Origin of the sequence: Ralstonia psammae (genome assembly GCF_958405935.1) — a bacterium.
GTDB lineage: Bacteria > Pseudomonadota > Gammaproteobacteria > Burkholderiales > Burkholderiaceae > Ralstonia > Ralstonia psammae.
Map to the genome: position 1 here is coordinate 65,535 of NZ_CATZBU010000014.1, position 15,864 is coordinate 81,398.

Genomic DNA, 15,864 nt, shown 5'->3' on the forward strand with positions numbered 1-15,864 from the left:
CGCGGCCGCGCGCAGGTCCAACCCGAGCGCGGTGCGACCCGGCGGCAATCAGCGGCGCATGACCTTTTCCGACGGCGTCAGCGCTTCAATATACGCCGGACGGCTGAAGATACGCTCGGCGTATTTCATCAGCGGGGCGGCGTTCTTGGAGACCTCAATACCGTAGTGGTCCAGGCGCCACAGCAGCGGTGCAATCGCCACGTCGAGCATCGAGAACTCTTCGCCCAGCATGTACTTGTTCTTCAGGAAGATCGGGGCCAGCTGCGTAAGGCGGTCACGGATGGCCGCGCGTGCCTTCTCGTGATTCTTCTCGGCAGCCTTGCCCTTTTCGTTCTCGAGCACGGAGACGTGCGTGAACAGCTCCTTCTCGAAGTTGAACAGGAACAGGCGAGCGCGGGCGCGCTGCACCGGATCGGCCGGCATCAGCTGCGGGTGCGGGAAGCGCTCGTCGATGTACTCGTTGATGATGTTCGACTCGTACAGAATCAGATCGCGCTCAACCAGGATGGGCACCTGGCCGTACGGGTTCATCACCGCGATATCTTCCGGCTTGTTGAAGAGATCGACGTCGCGAATCTCGAAATCCATGCCCTTTTCGAACAGGACGAGGCGGCAACGCTGCGAGAACGGGCAAGTGGTGCCCGAGTACAAGACCATCATGGTTGTAGTTCCTTGGCGCATGGGCCGGGGGCGGCCCGATGACGGTACAACCGTGACGACAAATGACATCGCCACGGCACAAAAAGCGAAAAGGCAAAGGGCTAGAACCAGTTCTCCACCGGCCTAGCCCTTGCCCGGAAAACACGGATTTTACTTGATGTCCTTCCAATAGGCCGCATTCAGGCGCCAGGCCAGCACGAAGAACACGCCAATGAACAACAATACCCAGACGCCGAGACGCTTGCGCAGGTTGCCAGCGGGCTCAGCCATCCAGTCCAAATAGCTGACCAGATCGGCCACCGCCTGGTCATATTCGACCTTATTCATCTTGCCTGGGACCGAGACTTCAAGGCCGACGAGCTTCTTCTCGGCCTCGCCATGCTCGGACTTCACTTCGGCGTATTTGGGCACTTGCTGGCCCTGCAGCTCCCACAGCACGTGCGGCATGCCGACTTTATCGAACACCAGGTTGTTCCAGCCGGTCGGACGCGTGTCGTCACGGTAGAACGTGCGAAGGTAGGTGTAGAGCCAGTCGCTGCCGCGCGCGCGCGCGATCACCGACAAGTCCGGCGGTACGGCCCCAAACCACTTCTTGGCGTCCTCGCGGTCCATGGCGATGTGCATCGTGTCGCCGACCTTGTCTGACGTGAACAGCAGGTTCTGCTTGATCTGCTCCTCGCTCAAACCGATGTCGCGCAGACGGTTGTAGCGCATGGCGCTGGCGCCGTGGCAGTTCAGGCAGTAGTTGACGAACAGCTTGGCGCCGCGCTGCAGCGCAGACGTGTCGCTGGACTGGTTGGGCGCCGTGTCGAGCGGCGCACCGCCCTCATTGGCCATCACGGGCGCGGCAAACACGAGACCGGCCAAGGCGAAAATCGCAAGCAGCTTTTTCATTCTTGTGTCCTTCATGGGTCCTTGTGCTCGGCTCGAATCAGTGCGGCGTGAACGTGACGCGCTCAGGCACTGGCTTGAACGTCCCGATCTGGCTCCAGATCGGCATCGCGAGGAAGAACGCGAAGTACAGAATGGTGCCGATCTGCGAGATGATCGAACCGACCGGGCTCGGCGGCTGAATGCCCAGGTAGCCCAGCACCGCAAAGGCGATCACGAAGAGGATCAGCAGCGTCTTGTGGAAGCCCGGGCGATAGCGGATCGACTTGACCGGCGAGTGGTCCAGCCACGGCAGGAAGAAGAAGATCACCACCGAGCCGCCCATCACGACCACGCCCCAGAACTTGGCGTCGATGAACTTGAAGCCCAGTGCCAGGATCACGGCCACAGCCACGGCCACCACCTTGACGTTCATGCTCTTCGTGCGGGCGAACAGCAGACCCAGCATGATCGCAATGAAGCCCCACAGCCACGGCAGGAAGTCCGACGTGGTCGCGCGCAGCATCGAGTAGAACGGCGTGAAGTACCAGACCGGCGCAATGTGCGGCGGCGTCTTCAGCGAGTCTGCCGGGATGAAGTTGTTGGCTTCCAGGAAGTAGCCGCCCATTTCCGGCGCGAAGAACACGATCGCGCTGAAGATGAACAGGAACACCGCCACGCCGACGATGTCGTGCACCGAGTAGTACGGGTGGAACGGAATGCCGTCGAGCGGAATCCCACGCTCGTCCTTCTTGGCCTTGATCTCGACGCCGTCCGGGTTGTTCGAGCCCACTTCGTGCAGCGCGATGATGTGCGCCACCACCAGGCCCAGCAGCACCAGCGGCACCGCGATGACGTGGAACGAGAAGAAGCGGTTCAGCGTCGCGTCCGACACCACGTAGTCACCGCGGATCCACAGCGACAGGTCCGGGCCGATCAGCGGGATGGCGGAGAACAGGTTCACGATCACCTGCGCGCCCCAGTACGACATCTGGCCCCACGGCAGCAGATAGCCCATGAAGGCTTCGGCCATCAGGCACAGGAAGATCAGGCAGCCGAAGATCCAGACCAGCTCGCGCGGCTTACGGTACGAGCCGTACAGCATGCCGCGGAACATGTGCAGGTACACGACAATGAAGAACGCCGAAGCGCCGGTCGAGTGCATATAGCGCACCAGCCAGCCCCACGGCACCTCGCGCATGATGAACTCCACGCTCGCATAGGCGACGGGGATGCCGGCGGCGTTGAGCGTGCCGTCCGGCTTGTAGTTCATCACCAGGAAGATGCCCGTGACGATCTGGATCACCAGCACCAGCAGCGCTAGCGAGCCAAAGAAATACCAGAAGTTGAAATTCTTCGGCGCGTAGTACTCCGACAGATGCGCCTTCCATAGCTCCGATGCCGGGAAGCGTGCATCGATCCAGCCCAGCAGCCCGGTTGTCTCCACCTTCTTCTCGGCCATGATCAAGCCTCTCCTTTCTCGTCTTTACCGATCACCAGCTTCGTATCGGACAGGAACATGTATGGCGGAACGTCGAGGTTCTGCGGCGCGGGCTTGTTCTTGAACACGCGGCCAGCCAGGTCGAACGTGGAGCCGTGGCACGGGCAGACAAAGCCGGGGTCTCCGGCGAGCTGCACGTTGGCGCCTGCGGGAAACGGACCAGACGGGGAGCAACCAAGATGCGAGCAGATGCCGACCACAACCAGCAGGTCTTTATGCTCGGCACGAGAGCGGGTTTCGTTCTTGCAGTAGTCCGGCGTCTTCATGGTGAAGGGCACGTCGGACTTGGGGTCGGCGACTTCGTTATCGGTCTTCTTGAGCGATTCCAGCATGTCGGGCGTGCGCTTGAGCAGCCAGACCGGCTTGCCGCGCCATTCCACCACCTTCATCTGGCCGGGGGCCAGGTCACTCACGTCCGCCTCTACGGGCGCGCCCGCTGCACGGGCTTTTTCAGATGGTGCGAATGTGCAAACGAAAGGGGCCGCAACTGCAACCCCTCCCACACCACCAGCCACGGACGTCGCAATCAATAGATTACGGCGACCCTTGTCCACGTTTTGCTGGTCACTCATTCAAGACCCCAGGGTGAGAAATCAAGATAGATTCGCGTCAACCAAAAATTATACCTGACCGTACCTAGCCAACGGTAGCGGTCGCCGGGGGCGGTCGTTGCAGATATAGTGGACGCACCGATTGCCCGCCAGCCCAGTACAGGCAAGGCATCGGCATGTCTCTTGCAACCTCGCTTTCAACAATTCAGGTCAACCGTTCGCTAGCTTGACCGTTTGTCTCGAATCAAACAATCCGGAGAAAACCGATGGCACTGATGCAAGACTTCAAGAAATTCGCGATGCGCGGCAACGTGATCGACCTGGCAGTGGGTGTGATCATCGGTGCGGCGTTCGGCAAAATCGTCGATTCGCTCGTCAATGATCTGATCATGCCGCTGATCAGCCGCATTGTTGGCAAGCTGGATTTCTCGAATCTGTTCATCCAGTTGGCAGAGGCGCCGGCGGGTGTGCCGCATACCCTGGCTGATCTGAAGAAGGCAGGCGTGCCGGTCTTCGCCTATGGCAACTTCATCACCATGGCGGTCAATTTTCTGATTCTGGCGTTTATCGTGTTTCTGATGGTGCGCGCCATCACGCGCGTGATCGACGCCAACCCGCCGGCGGCGCCCGCCGAAACGCCGGAAGACATCCTCCTGCTGCGCGAGATTCGCGACAACCTGAAGAGCAAGCCTTAATCGGACGTTGAATCACACCGGATTCGGAATATCGATGAAGGTGTGACGCACGCCAAAGCGCTCGGCGAGGTGGTTGCCGAGCGCCCGAACGCCGCCGCGCTCGGTGGCGTGGTGGCCCGCGCCGATATAGGCCACACCCGATTCGCGCGCCAGATGCGTGGTCTGCTCCGACGCCTCACCGCTCAGATACACATCCGCGCCGGCGGCGACGGCACCATCAAACCAGCCCTGGGCCCCGCCAGTGCACCAGCCAACTGTGCGCACCGGGCGCCCCTCCTCGCCGATCACGAGCGGCGCCCGGTTCAGCTTTTCCGACACCGTCTGCGCGAAAGTCCCCAGCGTGGTCGCTTCGGCGAGTGTGCCAATCCAGCCGAGTTCATCGTCGCCGAACCGGCCTTGGGGTGAGATGCCCAGCAACGCACCCAGTTGCGCGTTGTTGCCCAGCTCGGGATGCGCATCGAGCGGCAGGTGATACGCGAACAGGTTTAGATCGTGCGCCAGAAGCTGCTTCAGGCGCGCGTGCTTTTGGCCCACGACACGGCCGTCCTCGCCCTTCCAGAAGTAACCGTGATGCACGAGGATGGCGTCGGCACGCGCTTCGATGGCGGCTTCGATCAGCGCCAGGCTGGCGGTCACACCCGTCACGATATGCGTAACGGTGTCGCGCCCTTGTACCTGCAGACCATTGGGGCAATAGTCCCGAAAACGGGCCGCCTGCAGCAGGTCGTTCAAGTACAATTCAAGTTCTTTTCGATCCATTTGGACTCAATTTCGCTCTATGTTGCGCCGCTTTTGGCTGTTTTTTGCGCAAGCCGTCACGGTCGTACTGGCCGTCTGGTTTGTGATCGCCACGCTCAAGCCTGATTGGCTGCAGCGCGGCAAGGTCGCAGTGCAATCCGGCTCGCCTATCGTCGCGCTGAAGGAAGTCGCGCCGATCGGCCACGGCGGCACCTCCAGCAATTCCTATGCGGAAGCCGCCAAGGTGGCGATGCCGGCGGTGGTCAACATCTTCAGCAGCAAGAATGCGCCGAAGCGCGGCAGCAACCCGCAAGCCAGCGCAGATCCGTGGTTCCGCTTCTTCTTCGGAGACCGCGCCCCTGAACAGCGCCAGGAACCCACGGCCAGCCTGGGCTCAGGCGTCATCGTCAGTTCAGAAGGCTACATTCTAACGAACCACCACGTGGTGGATGGCGCCGACGAGATCGAAGTCGCCCTGACCGACGGCCGCAAGGCCAACGCCAAAGTGGTCGGCTCCGATCCCGAAACCGACCTGGCCGTCCTGAAGATCAACCTGCCGAATCTGCCCGCCATTACGCTGGGCCGGCTGGAGAATGTGCGCGTGGGCGACGTGGTGCTTGCCATCGGCAACCCGTTCGGTGTGGGCCAGACGGTCACGATGGGCATTGTTTCCGCCCTCGGCCGCAGCCACCTGGGCATCAATACCTTCGAAAATTTCATCCAGACCGACGCTGCGATCAACCCCGGCAACTCGGGCGGCGCGCTGGTCGACGCCGACGGCAACCTCCTCGGGATCAACACGGCGATCTACTCGCGCTCGGGCGGTTCGCTGGGCATCGGCTTCGCGATTCCGGTATCGCTGGCCAAGCAGGTGATGGAATCGATTATCTCGACCGGGAGCGTGGTCCGCGGTTGGATCGGCGTCGAACCGCAGGATGTCACGCCGGAAATTGCCGAATCGTTTGGCTTGTCGCGCAAGGATGGCGCGCTGATTGCCGCCGTGGTTCAGGGTGGCCCCGCAGACAAGGCGGGCCTGCGCCCCGGGGACATTCTTACCAGCGTGAACGGTGAGCCGATCCTGGACACGACTGCCCTGCTCAACAGCATCGCGCAGCTGCGACCCGGTGCAGAAGCCAAGGTGACGGTATCACGTAAGGGCAAGGCGGTGGAACTGACCATCGTTGTCGGCAAGCGTCCGCCGCCGACGCGTCGCAACGTACCGATGCCCTCGCAGGACGACGAAGAACCACAGTAAGCGGCAGGTTTCGGAACACACAAAAAAACGGCGGCCAGATGTGCCGCCGTTTTTTTGTGCGCGGACGCTCAAGCATCAAGCCAGTACGTTGGCAAGGAGAGGGCCCGCACCTTGGCGCTGCCCCTCCCGACCAACCGGAGATCCGGCGTACCAACCGCTGCGCTGTAGGGGTGTGAGTTGCCCCGCCCCGTCAGACGGGCACGGCACATCCGAGCACGCACCGTAGCAAAGCAGCCAGGGCGACGCCCCGCTCACGCTTCGCTCAGGCTGCTACCGCCAACCGAAACCTGCACATAGGCCGCGCCAGCCTCAACCAAGCACAATCTTGGCACCGTCAGCCGCATAGAAGCGTTGCGAATCGCACGCACAAAGAAAAACGCCGACCCCTTTCGGGATCGGCGTTTAACCGTTTAATTCGATGCGCCCTTACGAGCGCGTCAAATTAGAACTTGTGACGCAGGCCAACCGTGGCGCCGAACTGGTTGTTGCTGTTGTTCGTGCCCGAGAACACTTGGCTGCCGTTCGTCAGCGTCGTGCCAGCGTAGCTAGCGTCGTTCAGGCCCATCACGCCCAGACCCGAGCCGCCGCTGTTCTTAGCATAGGCCACGTTGAAGTAAGCGTCGGTGCGCTTCGACAGAGCGTAGTCGGTGCCGACCACGAACAGCCACGGGTTGCCCGTACCGCTGTTCTTGAACTGTTGGTAGTAAGCCGTACCCGTCAGCGACAGAGCCGGAGTAGCTTGGTAACCCAGGCCAGCCCAGTACAGGTTCGAACGCAGGTTGCCGTTGCCAGCAACAGTTGCGTAGTTAGCCTTGTACCAACGGTAGCCAGCGTACAGCTTGGCCGGGCCGAAGGCGTACGTGCCAGCGATCGTGGCGCGTTGTTCGCGGTTGTCGCTACCAACGGTCGTCGAGTTGGTCTGGTCGTACACTGCGCCGATACCCAGCGGGCCGCCAGCGTAGTTAGCACCCAGGCTCCACTCGCGGCCGGTCTTGTTGCTGCCAGCCACTTCGTTGCCGTTGTAGTTGAACGAGTACAGACCGGAGACGCTCAGGCCACCGAACGTGCCGATGTACTTGACGGCGTTGTCAGCACGGCCAGCGAAGAACTGGTCTTGCGAAGCCAGCGAGTAACGCGTGGCGATTGCCATCGGGTCATAGATCAGCGAGAAGTCATACAGCAGGTTTTGCTGACGACCCAGGGTCAGTTGACCCCACTGGCCTTGCAGACCAACGTAGGCGTTACGGCCGAACAGACGACCACCTTGACCCGACGTGCCGGTGTCCAGGTTGAAGCCGCTTTCCAGGTTGAAGATACCCTTCAGGCCACCGCCCAGGTCTTCAACGCCACGCAGGCCCCAACGCGAGCCCGACAGGCCGCCCGAATCCAGACCAAAACGCGAGCCGCTGCTGCCAGCGGTAGCGCCCGGCACCTTGTTTGCGTAGGTCAGACCAGCGTCGACCACGCCGTACAGGGTCACGGAGGATTGTGCATAGGCGCCACCGGCGGCCAGAGCTGCAACAGCAGCTGCAAACAGTTTCATCTTCATATCGACACTTTCCTTGTCAACTGATTGGGAAATCTTGACTGTCCTTATGGACGACGCAGATACCTCACGTCTGACCGCATTATGGGCCAGCGTTGACGGATTCTGGAAACCCTTTCTGGCTCTGGGCCGCGATTTGCGGCCAAGTTGTTGCTCATGGGCAACACGCGCCAGCCCCCTTTGGAAGGGGGTGGAGACCCGCTTTTTGCGCGGTGGCACAGGGGTTGGCGGGCGATTGTCACCCGCCTCCGGTGCAACAAAGTTGGCAGTCGGTAACAGTTACGAATTGTCGCCTTCGCACCACGTTATGGCGACAAGTGCTCTTTTGTTCTCTTTTTATCGACCGAGTGCAGCGTGCCATCGTTTTAGGGAATCGGCACGGCGGAGCTGATCTTGATGGGCGAGTAAACCCGGGCCGACGGGAATGGGCCGATGCGTATTGCCAAGTTCGGCGAGCAGGCGCTTGGCAGTGAGCCCCGTCTCTACGTCCTGGCGCAGCGAAAACAAGAACGCGCGGTCCGCCATCACGCTTTGGCCATCCCGCGAAAGCATGAAGTCGAGCCAGAGGCGCGCGGCGTTCGGGCGGGCAGCGCGCCGCGCGATGAAGGCGACGCGCGTGGCGACCAGCGTGTAGTCGGTCGGCATCTTGATGGCGAGCGCTGGGTTGCGGTCGGCGTAGCGTGCGGCGTACGAGCCGATCACGTTGTAGGCGAGCAGGCTTTCGCCGGAAGCAACGCGCTCCAGCATCGCGGCCGTGGTGATGTACAGGTTGACGTTGACGCCACCCAATGCCTTGGCAATATCCCAGAAGACCGGCGTGGTGCGCGCATCTTCGGCGGCGAAGAGGAAAGCGGAGCCAGAGTGCTCGATGTCGTACGAGGCGACGCGGCCGCGCAGCAAGTCACGATGGCCATTCAGAATGCGGGCGAAGTCGGCGTGGGTGGAAGGGATCAACTCCGCCGGCAGCTGACGCGTGTTGTAGACGAAGACGACCGGCTCGTAGCTCGTGCCGTACGCCTCGTTCTTCCAGATGGCCCACGACGGCAGGTACGGCCGCTCGGGCGATGCGTACGAGAGTGCGTGGCCGTCGTTCACGAGCTTGAACTGCTCGGGCATGGCCGAACTCCAGACCACATCGGCGCCGGGCGACTTGGCAGCGAATTCAGCGAGGAAGCGGCGATAGATATCGTCGCTGTTCTGCTCGCGGTAATCGACGGTGATGCCGGGGTAGCGCGTTTCGAAGGCGCGGATAAGCGGGTACGCGGCGGAGAAATCCGTCGTCGAATACACCGTGACACGGCCTTCCCGGCGCGCGGCGTCGATCATCGCGCCGTAGTCGCGCGGGTAGTACGACGGCAGTTCCGGCGCCGGACGGGCCAGCCACTGCGCGTGCGCCCCACGCGCGACGACGCCGCTTGCAGCCAGCAAGGCGGCGGTCTGACAAAGCCAGCGGCGACGGGAATTGGGGATGGACGACATGCCGGTTGAAGCGCATCTATGCGGCGCATCAGGTGAACGGTGTGATCGGCGATGTGGCCGAGATCAGGGCGCCACGCATTATCATGAAAAAGTAGCCAGAACGATATTGAGAGACACCCGATGCGGATTTTGCTGGTGGAGGATGAGGAAGAATTGGCCGCATGGCTGGCGCGCGCGCTGGCGCAAAGCGGCTTCGTGGTCGAGCGCGCCGCAGACGGCGTCTTCGCGGAAGCCTTCCTCGGCTCCGGAGAGTTTGACGCGGTGGTGCTGGACCTGCGTCTGCCGCGCAAGGATGGCTTTGCCGTGCTGGCCGACATGCGCGCGCGCGACGACCGCACGCCAGTGTTGATCCTCACCGCGCAGGGCGCGCTGGACGAGCGCGTGCGCGGGCTGAATGCCGGCGCGGATGATTTCCTCACCAAGCCCTTCGCGTTGTCCGAGCTGGAAGCGCGGTTGATGGCGCTCATCCGCCGCAGCCGCGGCCGGGCGTTCCCGCGCCTGCGTTGCGGGCCGCTGGAGTTCGACACCGGACGCAAGGCATTCCTGCTGTCGGGCGAGCCGCTGTCGCTCACGCCGCGCGAACACGCTGCGCTGTCGGCGCTGCTGCACAAGACCGGCCAACCGATCAGCAAGGTGCATCTGTTCGACAAGGTCTTCAACCTGGACAGCGATTCGAGCCCCGACGCCGTGGAGGTGGTCGTGCACCGCCTGCGCAAGAAGCTGGCGGGCACGGGCGTGCAGATCGTCACCGTACGGGGGCTGGGCTACATGCTCGAAGCCGGCGATGGTGAAGCGCCCCCCGCCGGCGACAGCAGCGCATGATGCGGCGGCTCGCTTGGCTCTGGCTGCCGCGCAGCCTGAAACTCACGCTGCTCTGGTTGCTGCTGCCAGGGCTGGTGGGTGTGCTGGCCATCGACATCGTCTCGGCGTACCAGGCGCTGCGTGGCGCGACCGATCGCGCGTACGACCGCGCCCTGCTCGGCTCGGTGCGCGCGATCGAGAACGGCGTGACGATCGAGCGCGGCCAGGTCCAGGTCAACGTGCCATATGTTGCGCTGTCCATGTTCGAGTCGACCGCGCAGAGCAATGTCTATTACCGCGTCGCATTCGAGCCCTTGCCGGGCAAGGCGCCCGAGACCGCGCTCACCGGCTACGACGATCTGCCGCTGCCAGTCACGCGGCTGGAAAACGACACCCCGCTCTTCTACGACGCGACGTACCACGACGAGCCCGTACGCGTAGCCGCCGTGGCCAAGCCGCTGTATCAGCCCGGACTGCCGGCGCGCATCGTCATTCAGGTGGCGGAAACCATCGAGACGCGGCGCGCGCTGCAACAGTCGGTGTGGCACGGCACGCTGCTGCGCGATGCGGCGCTGGTGGCGGTAAGCGCGGCGCTGTTGTGGCTGGGCGTGACCGTCGCGCTGCGGCCGCTCAATCGCCTAGCACGCAGCATCGGCGTGCGCGCGTCCGATGACCTGCGACCGCTCGACGCCACCGACGTGCCCGCCGAAGTCCGCCCGCTGGTCGACGCGATCAACCACCACATTCATCGCTACGCCGAACTTGCCGAGGCACAAAGCCAGTTCCTGGCCGATGCGTCGCACCAGTTACGCACGCCACTGGCCGTGCTGCTCACGCAAGCCGAATACGCGCTACGCGAAACCGACCCGGTGCGCGTGCGCGAAAGCCTGTCCGCCATCATCGCGCGCCTGCAGTCGACGAACCGGCTGACCACGCAATTGCTCGCCCTGGCCCGCGCGCGGCATGCGGGGCAGGATGCGCCGGCCGAAACGTTCGACCTCGGTGAACTGGCACGCGACGTGGTCGTCGACGCGCTGCCATTGGCACGAGAAAAACAGCAGGACCTCGGCTGGGACGACGGCGGCCTCGTCATGACGCTACCCGTCATCGGCTATCCGGCCTTCCTGCGCGAGGCGCTCTCCAACCTCGTGCACAACGCCATCCGCTACACACCGGCCGGCGGACGCATCACCGTACGCGCCGCGGCGGATGGCGATGCCGCGCTGGTCTGCGTGGACGACACCGGGCCCGGCATGAATGCCGACGAGCGCGCACATGCGTTCCAGCGCTTCCGCCGTGCGCACGAGGTCGGAAGCCGCACGGGTAAACCCAAAGTCGCGCCCAAAGATGCCCGCTATGCCGCCGAAGGCTCCGGCCTCGGCCTGGCCATCGCACGTGCCTATGCAGCGCGCAGCGGCGGGCAGATCGAGCTGGCTGACGGCGAGCCGAACGAGCACGGCGGCGTCGGATTGTCGGCTCGGATTCGCGTGCCATTGGCGACTGCCGCGGCCTCCGCCGAGCATGCTGCGACGCAGCAGCCGCAATGAAAGCGTGACGAAAGCGCGCGATTTCTATAATCCGCCGCACCTGGGGCCATCCGTCCGAGCTACACGTAACAAGTCATAAGTAGCCGGCCCCACACCATCACAAGCAAACAGGAGACAAACCCATGCTTCGTGGCCGCTTTACGCCCGCGTACGCCGCTGTCGCTTCCATTGCAGCTGCCGCACTGACCCTCAGCACCGCCGCCTTCGCGCAAGTCCCGGCCGGCTACCCCGCCAGCTACGCCGACACCATCGCTGCCGCCAAGAAGGAAGGCAAGGTGGTGGTGTATGCGACGACCGATACCAAGGCCGCCGATCCGTTGATCAAGGACTTCGAGTCGCTCTACCCCGGCGTGAAGGTCGAGTACAACGACATGAACAGCAGCGAGCTGTACAACCGATTCATCAGCGAGCAGGCTGCCGGCGGCGCCTCGGCTGACATGATGTGGAACTCGTCGATGGACTCGCAGCTCAAGCTCGCACAGACCTACGCGATGAAGTACGACTCGCCCGAAGTGCCGAACCTGCCGAAGTGGGCAGTCCACAAGGGCATCGCCTACGGCACGACGTATGAGCCAGCCGTGTTCCTGTACAACAAGCGCCTGATCAAGGATTCGGAAGTGCCGCAAACGCACGCCGATTTCGCCAAGCTGGTCGCCAGCCAACCCGAGCGCTTCAAGAACAAGGTCACGACGTACGACATCGAGAAGTCGGCCGTGGGCTTCATGATGGCTGCGCAGGACAATCTGGATTCGCCGCAGTACTTCGACTTCATCAAGGCCGTGGGCCCGAACCTGGTGCTGCAGTCATCCACCGGCACGATGATGGAGCGCGTGGCCTCGGGTGAAAACCTGGTGGCGTACAACATCCTCGGTTCGTACGCAATTGCACGCGCCAAGAAGGATCCGTCGATCGGCATCGTCTATCCGAAGGACTACACGCTGGTGGTGTCGCGCGTCGCGATGATCGCCAAGAAGGCGAAGAATCCGAATGCGGCCAAGCTGTGGCTGGATTACATCCTGTCCAAGCGCGGCCAGGAAATCCTCGCCAACAAGTCGGATCTGCACTCGCTGCGTGAAGACGTGACGGGTGAAGCCACCGCCGCCGGCCTGAAGAAGATCCTCGGCAACACCATCAAGCCGATTCCGGTGGACGAATCGATCCTGGCGTTCCTGGAACCGAAGAAGCGCCTCGACTTCATCAAGCAATGGCGCACCGCCGCTGGCCGTTGATCTGATCCGCTGATCACCGCCCCCCTTCTCATCTGACCGACCTGCCGGCGCCATCCGTACCTGGCGCCGGTTCCTCCTGGAGGCACCATGCGTTCTCTAGCGCAAGACCGTGCCGCCGCTCGCCAAGTCACCCTCAAGCGCTCGCCCTGGACGCGTGTGGGACAGGCTTTGCCGCGCGGCGTGGTCATTCTGCTTACCGCGCTGGCGATTTTCACGCCGCTGGCGCTGATCTTCTACCAGAGCTTTCTGTCTGCACCGTTCTTCATGCCCGACGCGCTGGCAGGGCTGGATGCGTATCGCTTCATCTTTACGGATTCGGACTTCTGGCACGCCTTTGAGAAATCCGCCGCGCTCGCTTTTGGCCTGGCGGTGATCTCGGTACCGCTGGGCGGCATCCTAGCGTTCCTGATGGTGCGCTCGGATTTGCCCGGCCGCCGCGTTCTTGAACCGCTGCTGATGATTCCGGTGTTTGTCTCGCCGATGGTGCTGGCGTTCGGCTACGTGGTGTCCGCCGGCCCCGTGGGCTTCTATACGGTATGGTTCAAGAGCCTGTTTGGCGGCGCGCCGTGGAACGTCTATTCGTTCACGAGCATCATCATCATTGCCGGCCTGACGCACGTGCCTCACGTGTATCTGTATGTCTCGTCGGCGCTGCGCAGCCTGGGCTCGGATGTGGAAGAAGCCGCGCGTATCGCGGGGGCATCGCCGCTGTCGGTGGCACTCAATGTGAGTCTGCCGATGGTGCGCCCTGCCCTGCTGTACGCAGCCGTGCTGGTGACGTTCCTGGGCTTTGAGGTGTTCGGCCTGGTGCTGGTGCTGGGCGATCCGGAAGGCCACCTGGTGCTGGCGACATATCTGTACAAGCTGACAAACAAGCTTGGCACGCCGGCGTACCACCTGATGGCCGCCGTGGCGGTCTGCCTCGTGATGGTGACGTTCCCGCTGGTGCTGCTGCAGCGCTACATGCTGAAGTCGGCGAACCGCTTCGTCACCGTCAAGGGCAAGGTCACGCGCAGCCGTCCGCTGCCGCTGGGCAACTGGCGCTGGCCGGCCTGGGCGGTGGTGGTGCTGTGGTTCTTCGTGACGGTGGTGGTGCCGCTCTCGGGTATCGCGCTGCGCGCCTTCGTGTCGAACTGGGGTGAAGGCGTGTCGCTGGTGGAGGCATTCTCGACCACGGCGTTCCAGCAGATCTTCGAGCAGCCGCAGTTCCTGCGTGCGATGGTCAACACGGTGCTGATCGGCGTGATCGGCGGCGCCATCGCCGTGGCCTGCTACACGTGCATCGGCTTGGCCATGCATCGCAAGCCGGATGGTTGGACACGCTTCCTCGATTACAGCGTGCTGGTGCCCCGCGCCATTCCGGGCCTGCTGGCTGGCCTGGCGTTCCTCTGGGTGTTCCTGTTCGTGCCGAACTGGATCGAGACCGGCCTGACCGACAGCGGCCTGCCCTTCGCCAACTGGATCATCGAGCACGTCGTGCCGAGCCTGCGCGACCTGCGCAGCACGATCTTCAGCGTGTGGATCGCCTACACGGTGGTGTGGCTGGCCTATGGCCTGCGATTGATCTCGGCCGCGCTGCTGCAAGTCGGTCCGGAGCTGGAAGAAGCCGCACGCTCGGTAGGCGCCACCCGCGCCCGCACCACGCGCGACGTGACCGTGCCGCTCACGCGCTACGGCCTGCTCGGCGCGTGGCTGCTGATCTTCCTGATTTTCGAGCGCGAGTACTCGACCGGTGTGTACCTGCTGTCACCGGGCACCGAGACGATCGGCTCGATGCTGGTTTCCCTGTGGGCGGGCGGCGCCATCGACATCGTCGCCGCGCTGTCCTTCGTCAATATCGTGCTGGTGGCCGTCGGCCTCGGCATCGCACTGCGTTTCGGAGTGAAGCTCCATGATTGAACTCACTGTCAACGACCTGCACCTGCAATACGGCAACAACCCGGTTCTCAAGGGTGTCTCGATGCAGCTGCAGAAGGGCGAGGTCGTCTCGCTGCTGGGCCCGTCGGGTTCGGGCAAGACCACGCTGCTGCGTGCTGTCGCCGGCCTCGAACAAGCCAGCCAGGGTACCGTCCAAATCGGCGATCGGGTCATGTTCGATGGCGCCAAGAAGCTCGACGTGCCGGCCGAAGGGCGCAACCTGGGCTTGGTGTTCCAGTCCTACGCGCTGTGGCCGCACAAGACCGTGGCTGAAAACGTCGCCTACCCGCTCAAGCTGCGCAAGACGCCTGCCGCGCAGATCAAGGAACGCGTGCAGGCCGTGCTGCAGCAACTGGGCCTCGGCCATCTGGGCGAGCGTTTCCCGAGCCAGCTCTCCGGCGGTCAGCAGCAGCGTGTGGCGATTGCCCGCGCGCTGGTCTACAACCCGCCCGTGATCCTGCTCGACGAGCCGCTCTCGAACCTCGACGCCAAGCTTCGCGAAGAAGCCCGCGCTTTCCTGCGCGAGCTGATCGTGCGCCTGGGCCTGTCGGCCTTGATGGTCACGCACGACCAGAGCGAAGCGATGGCCATGTCCGATCGCATCCTGCTTCTGAACAACGGCGTGATCGAACAGCAGGGTACGCCCGAGCAGATGTACGGCGCGCCCGAAACGCTCTTCACCGCCGAGTTCATGGGCAGCAACAACCGCATCAACGGCAAGATCGCCGAAGTGCGTGACGGCATGGCCCGCCTGGTGGACGACGCTGGCGGCTGGTCGCTGTGGGGGGTGGCGCGCGGCGATCTGAAGCCGGGTGCATCAGCGCACGGCGTGATCCGACTGGAACAGGTGCGCGTGGGCGTCGACAACGCCGACAACACCATCCACCTGCCGCTGGCGACGCGCATGTACCTGGGCGACCGCTGGGAATGCCTCTTCCGCGCCACCGACGACAGCGGCGCGACCGGCACGGGCCTGCGCGCCTACTCGGCCAGCGCCCCGAGCGACGGCAAGTACGCGCTGACCTTCCCGCGCGAACAGTTCTGGCTGTACGCCGCTTAAACAGCAGCAGCGGCG

Annotated in this window: 14 protein-coding genes; 7 read left to right on the forward strand and 7 right to left on the reverse strand. The window is 63.3% G+C overall.

What is annotated here, in order from left to right:
- Positions 1-48 precede the first annotated feature (48 nt).
- The 4 genes from R2N16_RS21465 to petA form a co-directional block, all read right to left on the reverse strand.
- Positions 49-660 (reverse strand): glutathione S-transferase N-terminal domain-containing protein, encoded by a 612-nt coding sequence (locus tag R2N16_RS21465; RefSeq protein ID WP_004634649.1) that lies wholly within the window; start codon positions 658-660, stop codon positions 49-51.
- Between the two features lie 150 nt (positions 661-810).
- Complete coding sequence (locus tag R2N16_RS21470; protein WP_316668409.1) at positions 811-1,554, reverse strand: cytochrome c1; 744 nt, start codon at positions 1,552-1,554, stop codon at positions 811-813.
- A 37-nt stretch (positions 1,555-1,591) separates the two neighbouring features.
- On the reverse strand, positions 1,592-2,995 hold the full coding sequence (locus R2N16_RS21475) for a cytochrome b (RefSeq protein ID WP_024542174.1): 1,404 nt from the start codon (positions 2,993-2,995) through the stop codon (positions 1,592-1,594).
- Positions 2,995-3,603 carry a ubiquinol-cytochrome c reductase iron-sulfur subunit gene (gene petA / locus R2N16_RS21480; protein WP_009241960.1) on the reverse strand — a complete coding sequence of 203 codons (609 nt, stop codon included), beginning with the start codon at positions 3,601-3,603 and terminating at the stop codon, positions 2,995-2,997. The genes R2N16_RS21475 and petA overlap by 1 nt, the downstream gene beginning before the upstream one ends.
- A gap of 245 nt (positions 3,604-3,848) precedes the next feature.
- Between petA and mscL the strand changes: the two genes are divergently transcribed.
- Positions 3,849-4,277 carry a large conductance mechanosensitive channel protein MscL gene (mscL, locus tag R2N16_RS21485; protein WP_316668414.1) on the forward strand — a complete coding sequence of 143 codons (429 nt, stop codon included), beginning with the start codon at positions 3,849-3,851 and terminating at the stop codon, positions 4,275-4,277.
- Between the two features lie 12 nt (positions 4,278-4,289).
- Here the strand turns inward: mscL and R2N16_RS21490 are convergent, their stop codons facing one another.
- Positions 4,290-5,036: a Nif3-like dinuclear metal center hexameric protein gene (locus R2N16_RS21490; protein WP_316668416.1), complete on the reverse strand. Its 747-nt coding sequence runs from the start codon at positions 5,034-5,036 to the stop codon at positions 4,290-4,292.
- Positions 5,037-5,055: 19 nt separating this feature from the next.
- Between R2N16_RS21490 and R2N16_RS21495 the strand changes: the two genes are divergently transcribed.
- Positions 5,056-6,270, forward strand: a complete 1,215-nt coding sequence (locus tag R2N16_RS21495) for a Do family serine endopeptidase (RefSeq protein WP_316668418.1) — start codon at positions 5,056-5,058, stop codon at positions 6,268-6,270.
- A gap of 442 nt (positions 6,271-6,712) precedes the next feature.
- Here R2N16_RS21495 and R2N16_RS21500 read toward each other — a convergent pair whose 3' ends face one another.
- The gene (locus tag R2N16_RS21500; protein ID WP_316668420.1) at positions 6,713-7,819 is read right to left on the reverse strand and encodes a porin; all 1,107 of its coding nucleotides are present in this window, start codon (positions 7,817-7,819) and stop codon (positions 6,713-6,715) included.
- Between the two features lie 333 nt (positions 7,820-8,152).
- Entirely contained in the window at positions 8,153-9,295 is a 1,143-nt protein-coding gene (locus R2N16_RS21505; RefSeq protein WP_316668423.1) for an extracellular solute-binding protein, read from the reverse strand.
- Positions 9,296-9,415: 120 nt separating this feature from the next.
- Between R2N16_RS21505 and R2N16_RS21510 the strand changes: the two genes are divergently transcribed.
- The 5 genes from R2N16_RS21510 to R2N16_RS21530 all read left to right on the forward strand — a co-directional run bounded on the left by R2N16_RS21510 (position 9,416) and on the right by R2N16_RS21530 (position 15,849).
- Positions 9,416-10,117: a response regulator gene (locus R2N16_RS21510; protein WP_316668425.1), complete on the forward strand. Its 702-nt coding sequence runs from the start codon at positions 9,416-9,418 to the stop codon at positions 10,115-10,117.
- Positions 10,114-11,643 carry a sensor histidine kinase gene (locus R2N16_RS21515; RefSeq protein ID WP_316668426.1) on the forward strand — a complete coding sequence of 510 codons (1,530 nt, stop codon included), beginning with the start codon at positions 10,114-10,116 and terminating at the stop codon, positions 11,641-11,643. Before R2N16_RS21510 ends, R2N16_RS21515 begins: the two co-directional genes overlap by 4 nt.
- Before the next feature lie 122 nt (positions 11,644-11,765).
- The gene (locus tag R2N16_RS21520) at positions 11,766-12,872 is read left to right on the forward strand and encodes an ABC transporter substrate-binding protein (RefSeq protein WP_316668429.1); all 1,107 of its coding nucleotides are present in this window, start codon (positions 11,766-11,768) and stop codon (positions 12,870-12,872) included.
- An 87-nt stretch (positions 12,873-12,959) separates the two neighbouring features.
- Positions 12,960-14,771: an ABC transporter permease gene (locus R2N16_RS21525; RefSeq protein ID WP_316668432.1), complete on the forward strand. Its 1,812-nt coding sequence runs from the start codon at positions 12,960-12,962 to the stop codon at positions 14,769-14,771.
- On the forward strand, positions 14,764-15,849 hold the full coding sequence (locus tag R2N16_RS21530) for an ABC transporter ATP-binding protein (protein WP_316668433.1): 1,086 nt from the start codon (positions 14,764-14,766) through the stop codon (positions 15,847-15,849). The genes R2N16_RS21525 and R2N16_RS21530 overlap by 8 nt, the downstream gene beginning before the upstream one ends.
- The last annotated feature ends 15 nt before the right edge of the window (positions 15,850-15,864 follow it).